The sequence below is a fragment of the Acinetobacter sp. Tr-809 genome (assembly GCF_011753255.1).
Classification (GTDB): Bacteria; Pseudomonadota; Gammaproteobacteria; order Pseudomonadales; family Moraxellaceae; genus Acinetobacter.
In genome coordinates this window covers 452,254-472,175 of record NZ_VWVZ01000003.1, presented here as the reverse complement: position 1 = coordinate 472,175, position 19,922 = coordinate 452,254, and the positions used below count along the sequence as shown (strand labels likewise).

General features: G+C 39.9%; 19 protein-coding genes and 1 pseudogene. 11 read left to right on the top strand and 9 right to left on the bottom strand.

Going from position 1 to position 19,922, the window contains the following annotated elements; translation table 11 throughout:
• Positions 1-104 precede the first annotated feature (104 nt).
• The 5 genes from F3J02_RS09640 (at position 105) to F3J02_RS09620 (ending at position 5,408) form a co-directional block, all read left to right on the top strand.
• Complete coding sequence (locus tag F3J02_RS09640; protein WP_323127322.1) at positions 105-788, top strand: Fe2+-dependent dioxygenase; 684 nt, start codon at positions 105-107, stop codon at positions 786-788.
• 458 nt (positions 789-1,246) lie between these two features.
• Positions 1,247-2,944 (top strand): 2-isopropylmalate synthase, encoded by a 1,698-nt coding sequence (gene leuA, locus F3J02_RS09635; RefSeq protein WP_167248738.1) that lies wholly within the window; start codon positions 1,247-1,249, stop codon positions 2,942-2,944.
• Between the two features lie 126 nt (positions 2,945-3,070).
• Positions 3,071-4,231, top strand: coding sequence for a homoserine O-succinyltransferase MetX (gene metX / locus F3J02_RS09630; protein ID WP_167248737.1), 1,161 nt, complete (start codon positions 3,071-3,073; stop codon positions 4,229-4,231).
• Positions 4,231-4,824 carry a methionine biosynthesis protein MetW gene (gene metW, locus F3J02_RS09625; RefSeq protein WP_016651551.1) on the top strand — a complete coding sequence of 198 codons (594 nt, stop codon included), beginning with the start codon at positions 4,231-4,233 and terminating at the stop codon, positions 4,822-4,824. Before metX ends, metW begins: the two co-directional genes overlap by 1 nt.
• Positions 4,821-5,408: a tetratricopeptide repeat protein gene (locus tag F3J02_RS09620; RefSeq protein ID WP_005185094.1), complete on the top strand. Its 588-nt coding sequence runs from the start codon at positions 4,821-4,823 to the stop codon at positions 5,406-5,408. Before metW ends, F3J02_RS09620 begins: the two co-directional genes overlap by 4 nt.
• 111 nt (positions 5,409-5,519) lie before the next feature.
• Here the strand turns inward: F3J02_RS09620 and F3J02_RS09615 are convergent, their stop codons facing one another.
• From F3J02_RS09615 to F3J02_RS09600, 4 genes and pseudogenes are all read right to left on the bottom strand, one after another.
• A complete protein-coding gene (locus F3J02_RS09615; RefSeq protein ID WP_228284344.1) occupies positions 5,520-5,945 on the bottom strand; it encodes a TMEM53 family protein in 426 nt (141 codons plus the stop codon).
• Positions 5,946-5,988: 43 nt separating this feature from the next.
• On the bottom strand, positions 5,989-6,417 hold the full coding sequence (locus F3J02_RS09610; protein WP_150954592.1) for a hypothetical protein: 429 nt from the start codon (positions 6,415-6,417) through the stop codon (positions 5,989-5,991).
• Positions 6,418-7,573: 1,156 nt separating this feature from the next.
• Positions 7,574-7,844: pseudogene (locus F3J02_RS18600) on the bottom strand (PAAR domain-containing protein); the annotation flags it as partial.
• A gap of 3 nt (positions 7,845-7,847) precedes the next feature.
• Positions 7,848-8,291 carry a PAAR domain-containing protein gene (locus F3J02_RS09600; RefSeq protein WP_167248735.1) on the bottom strand — a complete coding sequence of 148 codons (444 nt, stop codon included), beginning with the start codon at positions 8,289-8,291 and terminating at the stop codon, positions 7,848-7,850.
• Between the two features lie 134 nt (positions 8,292-8,425).
• Here F3J02_RS09600 and rdgB point away from each other — a divergent pair, with 134 nt between their 5' ends.
• On the top strand, positions 8,426-9,049 hold the full coding sequence (gene rdgB, locus F3J02_RS09595; protein WP_167248734.1) for an RdgB/HAM1 family non-canonical purine NTP pyrophosphatase: 624 nt from the start codon (positions 8,426-8,428) through the stop codon (positions 9,047-9,049).
• 17 nt (positions 9,050-9,066) lie between these two features.
• Here rdgB and F3J02_RS09590 read toward each other — a convergent pair whose 3' ends face one another.
• On the bottom strand, positions 9,067-9,954 hold the full coding sequence (locus F3J02_RS09590; RefSeq protein ID WP_167248733.1) for a permease: 888 nt from the start codon (positions 9,952-9,954) through the stop codon (positions 9,067-9,069).
• A 152-nt stretch (positions 9,955-10,106) separates the two neighbouring features.
• Here F3J02_RS09590 and tatA point away from each other — a divergent pair, with 152 nt between their 5' ends.
• The 4 genes from tatA to F3J02_RS09570 all read left to right on the top strand — a co-directional run bounded on the left by tatA (position 10,107) and on the right by F3J02_RS09570 (position 13,904).
• A complete protein-coding gene (tatA, locus tag F3J02_RS09585) occupies positions 10,107-10,322 on the top strand; it encodes a Sec-independent protein translocase subunit TatA (RefSeq protein ID WP_167248732.1) in 216 nt (71 codons plus the stop codon).
• A 12-nt stretch (positions 10,323-10,334) separates the two neighbouring features.
• Complete coding sequence (tatB, locus tag F3J02_RS09580) at positions 10,335-10,775, top strand: Sec-independent protein translocase protein TatB (RefSeq protein WP_167248731.1); 441 nt, start codon at positions 10,335-10,337, stop codon at positions 10,773-10,775.
• Positions 10,772-11,536 (top strand): twin-arginine translocase subunit TatC, encoded by a 765-nt coding sequence (gene tatC, locus F3J02_RS09575; protein ID WP_167248730.1) that lies wholly within the window; start codon positions 10,772-10,774, stop codon positions 11,534-11,536. Before tatB ends, tatC begins: the two co-directional genes overlap by 4 nt.
• A 181-nt stretch (positions 11,537-11,717) precedes the next feature.
• Positions 11,718-13,904, top strand: coding sequence for a PhoX family protein (locus F3J02_RS09570; RefSeq protein WP_167248729.1), 2,187 nt, complete (start codon positions 11,718-11,720; stop codon positions 13,902-13,904).
• 219 nt (positions 13,905-14,123) lie between these two features.
• Here F3J02_RS09570 and F3J02_RS09565 read toward each other — a convergent pair whose 3' ends face one another.
• From F3J02_RS09565 to F3J02_RS09550, 4 genes are all read right to left on the bottom strand, one after another.
• On the bottom strand, positions 14,124-14,774 hold the full coding sequence (locus F3J02_RS09565; protein ID WP_167248728.1) for a hypothetical protein: 651 nt from the start codon (positions 14,772-14,774) through the stop codon (positions 14,124-14,126).
• Between the two features lie 79 nt (positions 14,775-14,853).
• Entirely contained in the window at positions 14,854-16,392 is a 1,539-nt protein-coding gene (locus F3J02_RS09560) for an alkaline phosphatase (protein WP_167248844.1), read from the bottom strand.
• 20 nt (positions 16,393-16,412) lie between these two features.
• Complete coding sequence (locus F3J02_RS09555; RefSeq protein ID WP_167248727.1) at positions 16,413-18,005, bottom strand: alkaline phosphatase; 1,593 nt, start codon at positions 18,003-18,005, stop codon at positions 16,413-16,415.
• A gap of 141 nt (positions 18,006-18,146) precedes the next feature.
• Entirely contained in the window at positions 18,147-18,929 is a 783-nt protein-coding gene (locus F3J02_RS09550; RefSeq protein WP_167248726.1) for an NRDE family protein, read from the bottom strand.
• Between the two features lie 109 nt (positions 18,930-19,038).
• Here F3J02_RS09550 and lgt point away from each other — a divergent pair, with 109 nt between their 5' ends.
• Positions 19,039-19,851: a prolipoprotein diacylglyceryl transferase gene (gene lgt, locus F3J02_RS09545; protein ID WP_004657788.1), complete on the top strand. Its 813-nt coding sequence runs from the start codon at positions 19,039-19,041 to the stop codon at positions 19,849-19,851.
• The last annotated feature ends 71 nt before the right edge of the window (positions 19,852-19,922 follow it).

The window sequence follows — 19,922 nt, the reverse complement described above, 5'->3', positions numbered from 1 at the left end:
TCAAAATCCATAAAATATTTATGGAATTAAACTCAGTTCGTATAAAATAGCCTCGACATGAGGCTATTTTTACATATGAAGCAAATACTCAAAAGGTGTTCACAGTGATTCATCATATTCCCAATGTATTAACGAAAGAACAAGTTGCAGAGTTCCGTCGCTTGATGGCAGATGCAGATTGGGTAGGTGGAAAAGTCACCGCAGGTACACTCTCTGCTTCCGTGAAAAAAAATCAGCAGTTATCTGAGCAAGATCCACTCACTCACGCGCTCAGTGATATCGTGATCAAAGCAATTTGGCAAAATGCATTATTTCAAGCAGCTGCGCTTCCTCATAAAATCATCCCACCTCTATTTAATCGTTATGATGAATCTGAAAGCTTTGGCTTTCATGTCGATAACTCGATTCGCCTGATTCGTGGCACATCTGAGCAAATCCGCACTGATTTATCATGCACCTTATTCTTAAGCGAACCAGAAGAATATGAAGGTGGTGAACTGGTTATTGAAGATACTTATGGCTACCATGAGATTAAACTCCCTGCTGGTGATGTGGTGCTTTACCCATCAACCAGTTTGCATGAAGTCAGCAGTATTAGCGCAGGAACCCGTTTTGCCTCATTTTTTTGGGTACAAAGCCTGATTCGAGATGATAGTAAACGCCACCTATTATTTACGTTGGATGAAAGTATTCGTGAATTACGGAAAACCCATGGCGATGCTTATCCAGAAGTGATGAAACTCACCAACATTTACCATAACCTGATTCGGATGTGGTCTGAGCTATAATTCGCACACTTTTCAAAGTTTAGAGATAAAAACAACTTTTTTATCTCTAATTAATAAAATTACGGGAAATTTTCCCCATTAAAATTTAAATAATGCAAAAAACAGGGAAATATTTCCCATTTATTCTTATTAAAATGTTCTATAGACCTTTGCAGTCGTCTGTATTTTCGCCTAGACTGAATATCGTTAGATGATTAATATAACTGCAAAATTAAATACCCAATATGAATGGTAGATGATGAAAACAAATCGCGGCTTTACCCACCCGTCTCATACAACACATCTCGCTGCACTTCTCCTGATGCTGCGCCTCGCGCGCGTATAAATTTTTTCGCCTACTTTTTTAGGCGCTCGATCCCCGAATTCGCTTTAAATTAATTCTTATAGACACCATATATATCTGTAGCACGTTGCCTTTTATTTGACTCAGCAACCATGCTACGACAAGGAGTTTTCTCATGATGTTGGCTGACCCAAGCAAAAAATACCGCCGTATGTATCAACGAGTGGATTTACCAGATCGTCAATGGCCGAATAATGAAATCAATCAAGCACCGATTTGGATGAGTACCGACCTTCGTGATGGGAACCAAGCGATTTTTGAACCGATGGATATGGATCAAAAATTAAAAATGTTCCACATGTTGGTTAAAATCGGTTTCAAACATATTGAAATTGGTTTCCCTTCAGCATCTCAAATTGACTTTGACTTTACCCGTAAATTGATCGAAGAAAATTTGATTCCTGAAGATGTTTACATTGAGGTCTTGGTTCAGGCACGTGATCATTTGATTGAACGTACTTTTGAAGCGTTGGTTGATGCAAAGCGTGCCATTGTGCATATCTATAATTCAAATTCACCGACCTTCCGCCAGAAAGTCTTGAATGTCGATGCCAATGGTTCGAAACAACTTGCCATTAATGCGGCAACCAAAGTCAAAGAATATGCAGCGCAATACCCTGCTACAGACTGGATTTTCCAGTACAGCCCAGAATGTTTCTCTGCAACAGAATTAGAAGTTGCCAAAGATGTCTGCGATGCTGTGACTGAAATCTGGGAAGCTTCACCGACCAATAAAGTCATTTTGAACTTGCCTGCAACAGTTGAAGTGTCTACACCGAATGTCTATGCCGATCAAATCGAATGGATGCACCGTAACTTAGCACGTCGTGATGGCGTGATTATCTCTGTTCACTGTCACAATGACCGTGGTTGCGGTATCGCAGCCTCTGAATTGGCAATTATGGCGGGTGCTGATCGTGTTGAAGGTTGTGTATTTGGAAATGGTGAACGTACGGGTAACGTTGATGTTGCTGCGATTGCCTTGAACATGTACACCCAAGGTGTTGCACCAAACCTAGACTTCTCAAATATCAATGAAATCATTGCAACAGTTGAAGAATGTACAGGTTTACCTGTTCATCCTCGTCATCCATATGCAGGTGATTTAGTCTTTACCGCTTTCTCTGGTTCACACCAAGATGCAATTAAAAAAGGCTTCGAATTCCAGAAAAACGAAGAAATCTGGGATATGCCATACTTGCCAATCGATCCAAAAGACTTGGGCCGTGACTACGATGCAGTAATTCGTGTCAACAGCCAATCAGGTAAAGGTGGTATAGCCTACTTATTGGAATCGAATTACAACGTTGCATTACCGCGTCGTGTTCAAATCGAATTCAGTCAGATCGTACAACAACATACCGATGAAAATGGTACAGAAATCAGTGCACATGAAATCTGGACCTTATTTGAAAATACCTATGTGGATGTGAAGAACAGCCATTATCAAACCAAACATTATCAATTGTCGGATATCAATGGTACACAAATCATTGAATTAGACGTTGAAATTGATGGTGAAATTCAGCGTCTCCGCGGAGAAGGTAATGGTCCTATCTCAGCCATGTTGAATGCCTTACAGTTACCAATTGATGTGGTGAACTATGAAGAGCGCAGCATCAGTTCAGGTGCCAATGCCAAAGCACTTGCATTGATTGAGCTTCAAGTGAAAGGCACAGGTAAGAGCGCATTTGGTGCGGGTGTACATGACAACATCGTAACTTCATCAATCGAAGCCATTATTGCCTGTACCAACCGTTTAATTGAACAAGGGGTATTAACCACCGATCAAGTGGCTGCAGCAGCCGTTTAGGTAAGTGAAATATCACATAATCGTCAGTAAAGCTGAGTTGTAATATCAGAAAAAATGACTTTTGAAAGGATACCTGAATTGGTATCCTTTTATTATTAATGATTTATTATAGGGCGAATCATTCCAGTGTCTTTTCCATCGGATTCAGTGGGTTTAGTCACACCACAAAAGTTTCAATTTGAACAACCTTTAGAACTTGAATGTGGCCGCGTATTGCCTCGTTTCGATTTAATGGTTGAAACCTATGGAACACTCAATGCAGATCAATCCAATGCCATTCTGATTTGTCATGCACTGTCAGGACATCATCATGCTGCGGGCTATCATCATGAAGATGATAAAAAAGCAGGCTGGTGGGACAGCTGTATTGGACCAGGGAAAGCAATTGATACCAATCACTTCTTTGTTGTTTCCTTAAATAATATCGGTGGTTGTAGTGGTTCTACAGGTCCAACCTCACCGAATCCTGAAAATGAAAATCGTCCCTATGGTCCAGACTTTCCATTGGTTACAGTACGTGACTGGGTCAAAACCCAAGCGATGCTCTCAGACCGTTTAGGCGTTAAAGTTTGGTATTCTGTGATTGGCGGCTCTCTGGGCGGCATGCAGGCCCTGCAATGGTCACTGGATTATCCAGACCGATTACATAAATGCGCCATCATCGCCAGTGCACCCAAATTATCAGCCCAAAATATTGCCTTCAACGAAGTGGCACGCCAATCGATTCTTTCCGATCCAGATTTTCATCATGGTCGTTATTTAGAAAATGATAGTTATCCGAAACGCGGTTTGATTTTGGCGCGGATGGTGGGTCATATCACCTACTTGTCAGAAGAAGCCATGAAACAAAAATTTGGTCGCGATTTAAAATCGGGCAAATTTATGTATGGTTTTGATGTCGAATTCCAAGTGGAAAGCTATTTACGTTACCAAGGCGAACAATTTAGCCGCAATTTCGATGCAAATACTTACTTGATTATGACCAAGGCCTTGGATTATTTTGACCCTTCGCGTGAATATGAACATTCTTTGACGAAGGCAATGAGCCAACCAAAGTGCCAATTTTTGGTGATTTCATTTACCACAGACTGGCGTTTTAGTCCAAGCCGTTCTCAGGAACTGGTGGATGCTTTGATTGATAATCATAAGCCTGTCAGCTACTTAGACATTGATGCTGAACAAGGTCATGACTCGTTCTTATTCCCTATTCCACTGTATGTGAAAACGCTACGCGCATTTTTAGGTGGAGAACAACAGTTGCAATCGACATCGCAGGAGCAGCACTAATGCGCATAGATCAACGACTCGCCGAAAAATGGATTAACCCGAACTCTAGCGTGTTAGACTTAGGCTGCGGTGATGGCGAATTGCTGGCTCATATGAGCAAACAGCACAATATTCGTGCCTATGGTCTAGAAATTGATCAAGAAAAGATTGCAATTGCCATCAGTCGGGGGTTAAATATTATCCAACAGGACTTAAACCTTGGTTTAAGCCGTTTTGCCGACCAGTCTTTTGACTCTGTGGTTATGGCACAAGCTTTGCAAGCTGTAGATGCACCCGATGTATTACTTCGTGATATGGTGCGTGTCGGTAAACAGGCTATTATTACTTTTCCAAACTTTGCGCATTGGAAGACACGTTCTTTTCTTGCATTGAAAGGAAAAATGCCTGTTTCGGAAGCTTTACCTTATATGTGGTATAACACCCCGAATATTCATTTATGTACTTTCCGTGACTTTGAAGCCTTATGTGCTGAGAATCGGATTAAAATTATTAATCGACTTGCCGTTAATGGTGACCAACAAGGTAGTATGCTCAGTAAGCATATGCCGAACCTATTTGGTGAAGTCGCAATTTATCGAGTGAGCGCTCTATGAAAAAGACATTAATCAGCACATTTTTATTTGGTCTGATCAGTATACAAGCGCACGCTGACTATGTTGCTCAACCTCAATCGGTTGCAACACAGGCAGCGCGATATTCAGTGATGGGTATCAATGAATTGCAAAGCGCAGCAAAATCTGGTCAAGCTGGGGCACAGTTTTACTTAGCAACCCGTTACCAATTTGGTAAAGACGTTGCTAAAGATGAGAAACAAGCATTTTCTTTATTCAAAGCAGCAGCAGATCAAGGTTTATCTGCAGCACAATTGAATGTTGGTCGTATGTATGCCGATGGCATGGGCGTCAAGAAAGACGAAGTTTTAGCACGTAAATATTTCGAGAAAGCAGCAAGCAACGGTGACAACCGTGCCAGCTTTAATCTTGCAATGATGGAAGAACAGAAGAAAAACTTTGTTGGTGCTTATCAGTGGTATGAGCTTTCAACGCGTGATGGCATGCTCGACACCAAAGTGATCAGTCTTTCTGAAGGTAAGAAAACTGCTTTGGCGGCTAACCTAACTCAAGATCAGATCCGTACCGCACGTGACCGTGCTGATAAATGGATTCAAGCGCAATAATCTTGCTTAGATCTATTGAGTGATTTTAAAAACCGACTTGTGAGAGTCGGTTTTTTTATATGCTTAGATCTAATTTTCAGTTTCCTGTTAAACGATTCGATCAAAGTCCTTTTACTTTTCTGGTTCCAAATAGATGATACCGACATCTATCTTTTCCAAAATTCTCGCCCCAGGATTCTCTTTAATATCTTCAAGAGATTTCCCATTTGAATAATCCACTATTCTAGGCTCGTAATCTTCAAAAAAAATATAAATTTGTGGGGCACTAAGGGATAGTTTTTTTAAATTTGGTCTAAAAAAATAATAAGGCTCAGCCTTAGGGGTAATTTTAAAGCTACCAGTATGATCTGTCTTAATTTTCTTATTTTCATCCAAGCCTAAATCATAGCCAATATAACCTTCAGTATTCGTAATAGGAGCTTTTGTTCTACTGTCAAAAACCTGCCCATTAACCTCTGGTTTTAAATAGTAGTTTTTAGGCGTACAAGCAATCAACCCTGTAATGCAAAATACAAAAAAAATTATCTTCATAGTCATATACACAAAAAATCATAATTCGATATAACAATAAAATTAAAGTCTATTTCTCAGGATCCAAATATACTTTACCTACTTCAACTTTATTATAATAATCAAAGCCTATTTTTTCTTTTGGAACTTGCCTCCAAAAGAATTTTGAATAATCCAGTATTTCCCCTTCATAACCTTCTATATATATATATATCTGCAAAGGAATATCCTTATAAGAACTTATATCCGGCTTAAAAATATAATATTCTTTTTTAATTGGATATATTACAAACTCACCTGATGATTTTAATGATTTTTTTGGAGTTTTTTCAGTAGGTAACGAAAAGCTTATATAACCTTTTTTGTTACCTAAAGGTTCTTTAGAATTACTATCATAGAGATACCCCGTAATTTCCGGGGTCAGATAAATTGTTTTCTTTGAACAAGAAACGCTTGAAAAAATCACTATTAATAAAATAAAAATTATACTTTTTCTCATTTTCTAGAAATTCCTGATATGAATAAAAGTCCTATAACATCATTTTCATTTGCTATCATTCGAGTATCCCAAGAAGGTGTCCGACTAAGAGATGTCTCAGCATATTTCATTAGGTCAATTTCTCCAGATTGAGGATAAGTAGTTCCAGATTTTGGATTTTGGTTATAACCTGACGAACCATGATGTGTAATAGATTCTTTGAACCCAGCATAAGTTTCTACTATCGCGTGCCCAATCTCATGGGCAATTGTTTCTTTAAACTTTTTATCTGAATATTCATGCTTATAAAAATACCAATCATTCTCTAATTTTAAATATCCAGTTGCGTATGCTGTTTTTCTTGACAAAGCCCAATTAGAACTTCTAAACATAAAGTCATTAGGGTTAACATTTGTAATATATGTTAATTTCATCTCAGGCATAGCCTTAGAATCAGATAAAGAAGGTTTCAGGAAAACCTCATATTTTTTACTATCAATAGAAATAAATTTCCCTGTAGGATGACTACTATTACGGCTCCAATAATACTTAATACCATCCAAAGATAGTTGTTGCAATTGCAAAAAAGACCGCGTTCTTAAAGAGTATGGTTTAGTTTTATTTAACTTAGTTGTAATTTCTGGTACTGACCTCTCATTAAACAGTCCACTTGCTCCACCATCAGTTAAATTTACCCTTAAGTTAATTAAAATGTGATTACTTTTCTTATTAACAACTACATCCATCCAGTCTTTACTAATATATTTAAATTGAAATATTTTCTCATCAGAACATTGACAAGAACCACAAGAGTAACCTTTAAGCTTAAATTTAACACCTAAAGATTTTAAAAAGAACTTACTATCATATAAATTATTTAAGAAACCATCCCAGTCAATATTTACCTTTTGGCCAGCCGTGAATATTTTTTCTATTTTTTTTACTTCTACAAATGTTCCCTCATGTTCAACCTCTAAACTAATAGCATCATAAGTCCCCTTTTTAATATTTACAAAAAAAGTAAAATCTTTAAATTTAGAAACACCCAATGGAATAAAGGGAGAGCTTCTCATATCAGTAAGCTCAATCTCAAAATTTTTTATATTGTCAACAAAACTATCCGTAGTATTTTGCTTATTATTTACAAAAGATGATGTTGCTGTACTTATACTACTTCCAGAGCTACTGCTCCCAACAACATGTGTTTGTTGAGGCATGATGGTTGCACCACACGTTAGCTTATCACCGACATAAGCGACAGGTTTACCATCAAAAATGACATGATCATGGCTTTTTATCACTGTAGACCAGCATCTACATTTAGGACAAAGATGCCCATCTCCCGCCCTTACAAATAAATTTCCCTGCTGAGAACTCATCATTTGAGTTGCTGGAATCATGCCACCATGATCTGTAAATGCATTATGAATCGCAAAACCTTTTGCCATAATTTAGTCCTTTAGAGAGGTATCAGAACTTAGAAAGTTATCAATTTTTGGTTGATCTTTAAAAATACGAATCGCAACGGATGTATTTGGACTATCAATAATCTCATCACCATTTTCTAAATGACTCCCTACCAAAGCAACTGGCACGCCATCAAGCACACATGCTTGCCCTGCACCTGCAATAATTTTGGACGTTGTGCCATCTATATAAATGACATCATCACCCACACGAGCAATCGACATCCCTGCAATTTTGTAATAATGATAAGAAGCTCTAACCAAGCCACCATTTTTTGTTTTAGCACCATTTACAGCAAGATAGTAAAGCGTCTGAGGCTTATTCTCCCAATACAATTGTTCAGCTTTTAACGTCTGTTCAATATCCTCCTGAGACATATGCTGCAATTGCTCTATAGCCAATTCATGTAAAAAGGTTGGACTCATCATTTCCTCTCTATTCTTGTTCTTTCAAACCTAAGCATAACAAATTCCCTAAAATAGACATACCTGTATGTATAAAGTATCTATTTTCATAAAATTTGCCTAAAATCCTCTTTAATTTTATTGATCTGAAAACTGATATGTCTACCCAATCATGGCTCAACCAAGGCAGCCTTGTGCTTGCAAGTAATAACAAAGGCAAAGTAGTCGAATTTGAACATCTGTTTCAACAACTTAATCTTCCTGTCGAGATCATTCCTCAAGGCAAACTCGATATTGAAGATGCGATTGAAGACGGTCTCAGCTTTGTTGAAAATGCCATTATCAAAGCACGCCATGCCTCTAAGCTTTCAGGTAAACCTGCGCTAGCAGATGACTCTGGACTTTGTGTACCTATTTTAGGTGGTGCGCCTGGCATCTACTCAGCGCGTTATGCTGGCGAGCATGGTAATGATGCTGCCAACAATCAGAAATTGTTGGCTGATCTTGCACCTTTGCGTAAAGAAGGTGAAGCCATTGAAGGGATGTTTGTCTGCGTATTGGCACTGGTCACGCATGCAGAAGATCCACTGCCACAAATTTTCCAAGGTATCTGGAAAGGTGAGATTTTAGAAGCTGCTCGTGGTGAAAATGGTTTCGGTTATGACCCTTTATTCTGGCTGCCTGAACTCAATGTTTCGAGTGCTGAACTGAGCAAAGCTGATAAAAATAAAATTAGCCATCGCGGTCAAGCAATGCAGCTGTTTAAAGCCAGTTTGGTTTAAAACTTAAAAATGCCCTCCTAGATGAGGGCATTTTTTATATGCAGCACTAAACCATAGATCACAATCACCAAACAGCTCACGATAGTTCCCGCAGCAATATAGCGGGCTGAAACACCCGTACCTTGATAATGTGTTTCCAAAGCAACAATATTGGCGGCAGGTGGCAAACAAAATAAGAAAAACAGCACAGGAAGCAATGATTCAATTTGCGGAATCGCAAAAAAATAATAAGTCAACGTACAGATCACCACACCACACAAGAGCTTGAACATTAAGGTTCGTGCACTCAGCCACAAATCAACAAAATGTACCCGAGTATGTCTCAGCCACATCCCTAAAATACACATCCCCGCAAAGCTCATCCCAAATTTGGCAATATCATACAGCCCCTCTAGAATAAAATTGCCTTGCAAACGATGCATGCCGAATAGCCATAAAATCAGTGCAACAAACAATGCCAAGACTGGTGGTGACTTAAGAACTTTATGCAGTGTTGCAACGTAATTAGTCGGCCCTTCTGAAACCGCAGCAACAGCCCAAATATTGCCAAACAGTGAACCCCCAATATACAGTGCGATCATGGCACCACTGACCTGCTCCCCAAATAAGGCGATGGCAAATGGAAAACCTAACCAACCAATATTGCTATAACTCATACAAAGCGCTTGTAAGCGATCCTTTGAAAAGTGGAAAAAACAATAAAATAGAAGAATCGATGTAATGAAACTAAATCCCATCAGTGCAAAACTACCCGCCTGATAAAACACCATGTTGTAGATGATCACCACAGGAATAAATAAGCGTGCCAATAAGGAAGATAAGATTTTCTTCGCCTGTTCCGCGACTTTGAATTGAGCAAGCAACAGCCCGAAAATAAAGGCACTGGTGGGGAGAATAAAGGTCATGTCGATCTATTATTATCATGTCTTGATATGCTGCTTATGCTAGCACTATTTACCGTTGGGTAAATGCACTGTCTTAAAACTGCAATATAAGTGTCACATCTTTGTCATGCCAAGCTGTTGAGATATATCCAAAGTTTTATAGGAATAGAATGATGGCTGGTTTATCAATTTGGCATGTACTGATTTTTGCAATTGTGGTGATTCTACTTTTTGGTACATCTAAACTTAAAAACTTAGGTAAAGATGTCGGCGGTGCAGTCAAAGACTTCAAAAAATCGATGAAAGAAGAAGAAACAGCAGCACCTTTAAATGAACCTCGCACCATTGATGCTCAAGTTAAAAATACTGAAAGCTCAGTAAAAAGCTAAGCGAGCACGATTATGCTGAATTTGGGAATGACCGAAATCTTTTGCTTTGCTGTGATTGCATTGTTGGTACTCGGTCCTGATAAATTGCCAGAAGCTGCACGGTTCGTAGCGAAATGGTATGGAAAAATTAAAAAGTTTATCAACAACATTCAGAACGAAATTGATCGAGAATTACGCCTTTCTGAGTTCCGCGAAGAAATGCAAAAAGAAATTGATAAAATCACTGAACTTGAACGCAGGATGCAACAACAGCTAGACGCGCTTAAAAATACACAAACGCCTTCTGAAGTTGAAGCAGAACAATCTGAGAGCAAAGCTCCAATCACTTATAACTTTTTTTCTCAGCAAGCGATCATTCCTTTCAGTCTTGAATATCAAAAGCAGTTACCTTTCAACGTTGAGCCAAACCTATCAACTCAACAGTTTGATACAGAATTAAAGATTGCCGTATGAGCCAATTACCATCGACTTCAGTCAGTACTGAGGAATCCTTACAACAAATGCCTGTGATGCAGCATTTGATTGTGCTGCGCCAATATTTATTTAAGATTGTTGGGGTAACGATTTTTCTTTTCTTCTGCTTATTACCCTTTAGAAACACTACTTATCAATGGCTCTCTGAACCATTAAGACAACAGCTACCTACAACCTCAACCATGATTGCAACCGATGTCACTGCAACATTCATGGCACCGTTTAAGCTAAATTTATTTGTCGCGTTTATGTTGGCAATGCCATATATCATTTATCAGATCTGGTCATTTATCAAACCAGCACTGTATGAAAAAGAACGCCATTTGGCCATCCCCCTCTTATTAGGCAGTATTGTGCTGTTTTATTTAGGCGTAGCTTTTGCTTATTTCATTACCTTGCCTGCGATTTTGCATTTCTTTATCAGCGTTTCACCTGAAACGGTTGCACCAATGACAGACATCAACAGTTATTTAAGCTTCTGTCTAAAACTTTTCTTGGTGTTTGGTTTTACCTTTGAAATTCCAATTATTACTTTAGTTTTGATTTTAATTGGCGTGGTCAGCACCCAAACATTGATCAACAAGCGTCGCTTTATCGTGGTGGGGTGTTTTTTTGTAGCGATGTTTGTGACGCCACCCGATGCCTTATCCATGATCATGTTGGCAGTTCCGATGTGGATGCTATTTGAATTGGGTTTATTGTTTGGAAAAATACTAGAAAAAAGAAAAGCATCTACTTAACTTAAATAGTTGATAAATCCCCGAAATTGATCGGGGTTTTTTATTACAACCCTATATTTATTAATTAGTTATAAAATCAAAATTGTCTTTAAACTGCCTTCAAACTGTCAGAAAACTGTCATCTCCGCTTCATAGAATCGATCAGGATTTATTTACCATATATTACAGATACGGATTTACTATGACAGCCAATACCAATCAGCCAAGTCGTCGTGATATTTTAAAATGGTTCGCGGGTGTTCCGTTTTTACCACTCGGGGCAATGAGCACAGCAGCAGTTTTAGCGGGCTGTAATGATGACAATGATAACGACAGCATCGTTACACCAACACCAAAACCGATTAACTTTAAAAATGCAACCTTTACAGGTATGCCAGCACCAGCAACTGTAGCGGCAATGGCAACAACTGCCTGTTCATCAAGACTTTCTATTAACTGGGATAACGGCAGCAAAACAGACTATCAACTCGCTTATAAACCATTTTTCTTAACAGGCACGAAAGTGCCAGATGGCAAAGGTGGTCAAATCATTGCTGGTGGTTACTTTGATATCAATAATCAGCCGATTATTGATAAGTCAGTCAAAGGCAAAGAACGTCAATACTTCTCTGACTGCCCAGATGGTAGTTCGTTAATTAGTTTTAAAGAAGCAACAGGTAAAGACTTTACTGATACAGATAAAAAAGCGTTAGGTGTAACAGGTAATCCTGTTTTTCATGTGGTTCAATTTGAGTATCTTTCAAAAGACCAAAATGGTGGAGATACTTACGGCAAACTATCTTCTCCAATCGCAGTATTAACTTTAGATCAAGACCCAAAAACTGGTCATTTATCGCTGATTAAATACCATAATGTTGATACATCTAGCGCACATGGTCTTTGGATCACATGTGGCGCAAGTCTTTCGCCATGGGGAACTCACCTTTCAAGTGAAGAGTATGAACCAGATGCTTTTGACCAAAAACTTGGTCAGTCATTATCAACATTGAAAGCTTTTAGTAAAAACATCTATGGTAATGAAGCGACAGCAAATCCATATAACTATGGCCATTTGCCTGAAATTATTGTCAAAGCTGATGGTACAGGTACTGTGAAAAAGCATTATTGTTTAGGTCGTATTTCACATGAACTAGTACAGGTATTCCCAGATAATCGCACAGTATTAATGGGTGATGACTATACCAATGGCGGTTTATTCATGTTCGTTGCAGATAAAGAAAAAGACTTATCTGCAGGTACCTTGTATGTTGCAAAATATACGACCCCATTAACCGACTTAACAATTGGTAAAATTTCTTGGATTAGACTTGGTCATGCAACCAGTACTGAGATTGAAAATCTCATTAAGAGTGGTATCAAAGGGACAGATATTTTTGAGTCAGTATTACAAATTGCAAAATATCCAAGTGATGCAACTCCTGAAGAGAAACAAGCAATCGATGCAACTAGCCCAACAGCGGAACAAAAACTATTGGCTGATGCTGCAAAAGCGCGTATAAAACCTCAGCAAGCAGAACAAAAGTTAACTTTAGAAGCACAAGGTTTTAAATTTACTTATTTGAGTAAAACAGGCGTTTACTTGAAGTTAAAAGACAATAGCGATAAAACCAAATTAGCAGCAGCTTTCCTCGAAACTCACCGTTATGCAGCTTATGTTGGCGCATCAATGGCATTAACCAAAAATGAAGGTACGACCGTCAATATCGCTGACAAGCGTGCATATTCAGCATTAGCGAATATTGTAGACTCAATGGTTGAAGGTGGTAGCGGTTACTTGGCTGAGCACAATGTAAAGTTCCCGAAATTAACTGCTGGCGGTATCTTAGAACACAAATTAACGGGTGGACAAAAAGACAGTGCTAACACTGCAATTAATAGTGAATGGGTGCCAAGCGAATCAAACCTATTGCTTAAAGGTAAAGATATTAGCTTTGATAGCTTAGGTAATACCGCTGATCCAGAACAAATTGCAAGCCCAGATAACTTGAAGTTCTCTGAGAAGTTACGTACCTTGTTCATTGGTGAAGATTCAGGTAACCATTTAAATAATTTCTTATGGGCATATAACGTTGATACTAAACAGTTAATCCGTATTTTATCGACACCAGCAGGTGCAGAATCAACAGGTTTACATGCTGTTGATGAAGTGAATGGCTGGACCTATATCATGAGCAACTTCCAGCATCCTGGTGATGAGTGGTATCGCTTCTACAAAGACAACGCAGATGGTACTCGTAGTGGCCTAAGCACAGCCCTACTTGCTCAGCTTGATGATGCCATTAATAAAAACTACAGCAACAAATTCGCTGCCGCAGTTGGCTATATCACTGCTGACCCAATTGCTCCATCTGTTGTGAAAAAAGCGTAATTTCAGCGTTCACCTTAAAAGTAAATGCCGACATCATGTCGGCATTTTTCTATCTAAATCAATCATTCAGCTAGTGCTCATACGTATATAAAATAATAAAAAAGCAGACTCATTCTATTCAGGGATTCAAATGGGAGTATTCGCCCAGCCAATCTATTTTTATGATAAAAAAGCCCCTTTAAAAAAGGAGCCCGATTCAAACAATCCAACTTTATTCAATTAATCACCAAAGTCTGAATAATCTTTACTGCTGAATTTGCTATATTTCTTCCAAGGTTCTGCAATATTGATCTGTTGAATATTGGCTTTCATGATGTCATAACGCAAACCATCGAGACTACGCACTTCAACGCGTTTCGCAATATTGTTACGGTTATCCCATTCCACACGAATCTTATTCTTCTTATTTTGAGTTTCATACCAAGTGTTATTGGTATCCTTTTTAATAATCTTCATCCCTTTTAAGGTTTTAGGATCAAGTAACGAATAGACACATGGCCAACAATTGCTTAAACCCAACATATCCACATCCGGATCTTGTAAATGTACAACAGTTTTATCTTCCATCAGCACCAAATTGAGTTTTGGCTGTTTTTTCTGATCAATAAAATAATGCTGAGCCGCTTCGGCTAAATCTAGATGTTTATGCCCACCTTTTTCATGACCATGCTGATGATGTTTAGGTAACACACGCTCAATCCAGATATTCTGAGGATCACGATACATACGTTCCTGAAACACGCTGGTACGGGTCACACCATCATTACCGATATTTTGAGACTCACGGATAATACTGGCACTCAATAACGGTGCAGCATGCAAAGATGTCATTCCCAAACTGAGCAATACCGAACTCATCACTAGACGCATGTTATTTCCTGCATAAAAAAAACCTCAGTCATAGTGACTGAGGTTTTTTGCAATATGATGAAAATATTGAATAAAGCGTTTATTTAAACCCAAATGCTTCTTTCAATTTACTAAACACCCAAGTATTGTCTCGGGTGCCTTTAAACACCTGTGAACCTGCACCCTCAGCAAATAGTAAGACATCTCCACCGCCATGCGTTTCAGAGCCAACTTTACTGAATTTTACGCCGACTTGTTGCAAGTAATCATCTGCAGCGGCTTCATTGTCAGTAATATCGATACGCGATGTTGGACGTGGTCCACCACCATTACCAAAAACTAAGGTTGTCGATGTTTTACCCTTTGCATCAAGATTCGGTGCATGCTTCTTGCCATCGGCCAACACACGCGTACGCGTATCTGTCGCTTTGGCTTCTTGATAGCTATAACTTAAACCTAATATACCTGGGTTGGTCTCAGTTGTTTTTCCTGTACGCGCAGTATAACCGTTAAAGGTCATAGTATGGTCATGGTCCGCAGTCACCACGATCAAGGTATTCTTTAACTCAGGATCCGTTTTCTTGATCTTATCCAAGGCCGTCTTGATCGCATTATCAAATGCAATGGTGTCGTGTAGTGCACGTTTGGCATTGGTTCCATGTAAAGCATGGTCAATACGACCACCCTCAACCATCAAGAAAAAGCCTTTGCCCGCTGTATCTTGTGCCTGTAGTAAATCAATCGATTTTGCTGTCATTTCAGCTAGACTTGGCTGGTTTGGTGCAGTTTTCACACGATCTAGATCATAGGCAAGATGTGATGTTGCTGAATAAAGACCAATATACTTTTTATTCAATGGGGCCGCGACCATATCCGCTTTAGTTTCACCCACAGTATAATTTTTGGCCTTTAATTCATTGAGCAAATTACGTTTATCAATACGCCCGCTAGTATTATTGGCTGCATCAAAAGGCGTGAAATGATTACGTCCGCCACCCATTAATACATCCACACCATCGACTAACTTGGTGTTATAACCCTCACCACCCGGAACAAGCTGTCGTGCGATCTCAAATTGTGCATTACGATTACACACATGAGAGAATGTCGCAGCTGGCGTTGCATGAGTCAATTCTGTGGTGGTAATCGCTCCAACCTTTTTACCATTAGCTTTAGCGAGTTCCAGAATCGTTACAGCAGGGCTGCCTGCTGCAACACTCGAACCAGGTGTTGGGCAATTATTGATGGCATTGGATACGGCAATTTTTTCACCTAATGCAGTACCTGCACTTGGTTCAACCGCAATCGTTCCCGGTGTCATCCCAATCACTTCATTACGGGTTTTCTTCCCCGTCATATAGGCTGCCATAGAAGGCGCACTATCCGTGGTTTGTCCATCTTCTGAGTAGGTCTTGATGCGTACAGTGCGACGCAAGGTGTCCATGGTTAATTTACCAGATTCACCATAACCATAAATACGGCTTGCGGTCACTGTGGTTGGTCCCATACCATCGCCCAAAAAGAAAATGATATTTTTGGCTTCACCCTCAGCCTGTACACCCGTACTTGCCGCGACTAATGCAACAGTTAAAGCAGATGCTTTCATACCAAACTGACCTAATTTAAATTGTTTTAACATCATCGTTCTCCAGTCTGTTGTTATTTATCTAGGCCAATGGCTTTACGAACTAAGTTAAATACTTCGATATTTTCGAGACTGCCATGGAAGTTATCTGAGCCGACCCCGATTGCTCCAAGGAACACATCAGTACCGCCATGTGTTTCGCTATCCGCAAAACCGGTTTGTACCACTGCTTCTTGTTGGAAATCATCTGCCGCTGTACCAGTACACCAACCTTCTTTATCAATATCGGTTCCACGGCTATCAGTATATTTACCTGCAGCGACTTTGACTGGATTACAGCTATCGTTATCCTTTAAATCACCACGTGCTTCGATACGATCATTGTCTAAACGCTTTTTACCTGTGCCAAAACCAATAATTGGATATGGTGTTCCGTTTTCATCAGTCGCATAGCCAGCTTTGTTATAGTTTTTCACTAGACCCAAGACACTGGTCTCACCACCTTTCACATATTTACCCGTACGTTTTGCATAACCATTCAAGACCATAGTGTGGTCATGGTCAGCAGTCACCACGATCAGTGTATTCTTTAACTCAGGATCTGTTTTTTTGACTTTATCAATCGCTGCTTTAATCGCGTTGTCAAAAGCAACCGTGTCTTGTAAGGCACGTTTCGCATTGGTGTCATGCAGTGCATGGTCAATACGTCCACCCTCAACCATCAAGAAGAAGCTTTTGTTTTTCGCTTGAAGGACATCAATCGCCTTGGTGGTCATATCGGCAAGGCTTGGCTCATCGATTTTCTTATTGGTCCGATCTAGGTCATAGTTCATATGGCTGGCATTGAATAAGCCCAATAATTTTTTAGTCTTGGTTGGATCAATTTTGGTCAAGTCACTACCATTCGCTACAAAGCTATAGCCTTGATCTTGCATTTCTTTGACCAAATCACGACCATCGGCACGCTTACCGCCTGACACAGTTGTTGGTTTAAACTGGCGTAAGCCACCGCCCAAGACTACATCCACACCATCGTTTAATTTAGTGTTATATGCGCCCCATCCTGTACCTTTACCTGCAGGAACAAGCTGCGCGGCTATGTCATTTTCAGCATCACGATGACATACATGCGCATAAGTGGTTGCTGGTGTAGCATGGGTAATACGGGTTGTGGTAACAAGCCCTGTACCCATGCCTTGTGCTTTAGCAAGCTCAAGTAATGTTTCTGCTGGTTTCTTGCCTTTATTCGCTGCAACATCGTCACAAGTACTGGTCCCATCCGCTTTAGGCGGGGATGCAATGGTACCTGTCTGCATAGAAATGACTTCATTGTTCATTTTCACGCCCGTCATATAGGCGGCCATAGAAGGCGCACTGTCTGTCACCTGACCATCTTCTGAAAAGGTACGAACAAATGCGGTTTCAGGCAGCGTATCAATGGTCAAATCACCATCTTCACCAACAGAATAAATACGCGATGCGGTTAAGGTGGTAATCCCCATACCATCGCCTAAAAAGAAAATTACATTTTTTGCAGTTGGTGTTTTTGGTACTTCTACTTTTTCATCATTATCATTATCGTTACAGGCTGTCATACCACCCGATAAGATCACCATCAAACTGACCGCCAATAGCTTTTTGGAAAAGCTCATCTTTGATAAGAACATAAAATATCCCCAGATTTATTGTTTGGACGTAATTTCGTTGCATAGACCATAACAATGCTGGGTGACCCTTTTATGTCACCTTGATGACAGTATTATTTCATCTTGTTGTTTTATATATAAATTATGTTATAACATATCAACCTAAAGATTCAAATCGATGTGCAGATCAATCACCTGTCCCTGCTGCTCTCCCTGTTGAGATTTCTCCAACCATTGCCATCCTGTGGTCGTCAATCTTAAAAAATTAGAACATCTTGTCCCATAAATTGGGCTTTGAATAAAGGTTGAGGACAGTAGTGCTTCCATGTCTGGATTAATTCCCGTATCGGGTAACAGATCAGCAATCACTTTGCGCTCATCTTCCAAAATATCCCAAGCAGCGGCATCGATTACTGATTCAGCAATTTGTGTTTGTTGCATCATCGGTAAAAATTCTTGGGTAAAGCGTTTACGCAAATGTTTGGTTTTCTCCCAGTCCTCTGACATTAACCCATTGGAAACCACATAAACACCATTGGAGAGGACCTGTGGGGCTTCACCTCGGTTACTCATATAAACTGCTTGTTCTGTATCTCCAACAAACAGATTAAAACCAGCATAGTCCTGTTGTTGACGTTCTAGCTGTTGCGCAAAACGGATGGGCGCTAAATCACTTTCTAAAAAGGATTGGATCAAATGCCCGCGAGAAGTCGTATAACTTTTTTGATCACGACCATTACGAAAATTGGTAACAATTGCCCAACGCCCCGAGTCAGTCACGCCCATCCATGTCCCACCAGACTGCAAGTCCTGCCCTGCCACAATGGTGCTCTGCTCCCACAGATGTAAGGGTGAGCTTGGACGATGATAAAACTCATCACGATTTGAAATGAGGCACAAAGGCATCTCATCTAGCACTTGCCATGCAAAAGCGACAATACACATAGATTATTTTTCTCACATGTTTTGAACATTGATCTTTCACATTGAATGTACAACATTTTTCACATCATTCCGCTACAATCTGCTCAAAATATAAAATTGAGGAACAGCAATGCTGACCTATCCAAATATTGATCCAGTTGCGCTGAGCTTAGGACCTGTCAAAGTGCACTGGTACGGGCTCATGTATCTCTTGGCGTTTCTATGTGCCTGGGGTTTAGCTTCTTATCGCGCTAAACAACGTGATGGCTGGACAGGCGACATGGTGTCAGACTTGGTTTTCTACGGAGCATTGGGTGTTGTGCTCGGTGGACGTGTTGGCTATGTGTTGTTCTACGAATTTGGTAAATTTTTAGAAAATCCACTGTGGTTATTCCAAGTCTGGACAGGTGGCATGAGCTTTCACGGCGGCTTCCTCGGTGTGATGATTGCGATGCTGTTTTGGTGTAAAAAATACCAAAAAACATGGTTCCAGACCTTGGACTTTATTGCGCCCTGTGTACCAACAGGCTTGATGTTCGGTCGCTTTGGTAACTTTATTGGTGGTGAGCTATATGGCCGCCCTGTACAAGATCCGAGCTATCCATTCGGGATGATTTTCCCAACAGATCCACTTGGTTTAGTGCGCCATCCTTCGCAAATCTATCAAGCCCTATGTGAAGGTTTGATCCTCTTTATCGTATTGTGGTGGTTTAGCTCTAAACCTCGTCCGCGTATGGCAGTTTCAGCTCTATTCCTTGTCGGCTATGGTATTGCACGCTTCTTTATGGAGTTCTTCCGCGAACCCGATGCAGACCAAGGCTACATTTTATTTGGCTGGATGACCAAAGGTCAGATTCTCAGCTTCCCAATGATTATTATTGGTCTATGGATGATCTGGTACGCTTACCGTAAAAATATTTATGACTGGCAGTTAAAGAAATAATAAAAATGGGAGCGAATGCTCCCTTTTTTAGGCCGACGATTTAAGCCATTTATCAATCTTTCAGAAACAGC

What these genes read in the sequence shown, in the direction of transcription:
- leuA (WP_167248738.1), top strand. Translation starts at nt 1,247, where the DNA reads ATGATGTTGGCTGACCCAAGCAAAAAATACCGCCGTATGTATCAACGA.
- metW (WP_016651551.1), top strand. Translation starts at nt 4,231, where the DNA reads ATGCGCATAGATCAACGACTCGCCGAAAAATGGATTAACCCGAACTCT.
- F3J02_RS09620 (WP_005185094.1), top strand. Translation starts at nt 4,821, where the DNA reads ATGAAAAAGACATTAATCAGCACATTTTTATTTGGTCTGATCAGTATA.
- F3J02_RS09615 (WP_228284344.1), bottom strand. Translation starts at nt 5,945, where the DNA reads ATGACTATGAAGATAATTTTTTTTGTATTTTGCATTACAGGGTTGATT.
- F3J02_RS09610 (WP_150954592.1), bottom strand. Translation starts at nt 6,417, where the DNA reads ATGAGAAAAAGTATAATTTTTATTTTATTAATAGTGATTTTTTCAAGC.
- F3J02_RS09600 (WP_167248735.1), bottom strand. Translation starts at nt 8,291, where the DNA reads ATGATGAGTCCAACCTTTTTACATGAATTGGCTATAGAGCAATTGCAG.
- rdgB (WP_167248734.1), top strand. Translation starts at nt 8,426, where the DNA reads ATGTCTACCCAATCATGGCTCAACCAAGGCAGCCTTGTGCTTGCAAGT.
- F3J02_RS09590 (WP_167248733.1), bottom strand. Translation starts at nt 9,954, where the DNA reads ATGACCTTTATTCTCCCCACCAGTGCCTTTATTTTCGGGCTGTTGCTT.
- tatA (WP_167248732.1), top strand. Translation starts at nt 10,107, where the DNA reads ATGGCTGGTTTATCAATTTGGCATGTACTGATTTTTGCAATTGTGGTG.
- tatB (WP_167248731.1), top strand. Translation starts at nt 10,335, where the DNA reads ATGCTGAATTTGGGAATGACCGAAATCTTTTGCTTTGCTGTGATTGCA.
- tatC (WP_167248730.1), top strand. Translation starts at nt 10,772, where the DNA reads ATGAGCCAATTACCATCGACTTCAGTCAGTACTGAGGAATCCTTACAA.
- F3J02_RS09570 (WP_167248729.1), top strand. Translation starts at nt 11,718, where the DNA reads ATGACAGCCAATACCAATCAGCCAAGTCGTCGTGATATTTTAAAATGG.
- F3J02_RS09565 (WP_167248728.1), bottom strand. Translation starts at nt 14,774, where the DNA reads ATGCGTCTAGTGATGAGTTCGGTATTGCTCAGTTTGGGAATGACATCT.
- F3J02_RS09560 (WP_167248844.1), bottom strand. Translation starts at nt 16,392, where the DNA reads ATGTTAAAACAATTTAAATTAGGTCAGTTTGGTATGAAAGCATCTGCT.
- F3J02_RS09555 (WP_167248727.1), bottom strand. Translation starts at nt 18,005, where the DNA reads ATGTTCTTATCAAAGATGAGCTTTTCCAAAAAGCTATTGGCGGTCAGT.
- F3J02_RS09550 (WP_167248726.1), bottom strand. Translation starts at nt 18,929, where the DNA reads ATGTGTATTGTCGCTTTTGCATGGCAAGTGCTAGATGAGATGCCTTTG.
- lgt (WP_004657788.1), top strand. Translation starts at nt 19,039, where the DNA reads ATGCTGACCTATCCAAATATTGATCCAGTTGCGCTGAGCTTAGGACCT.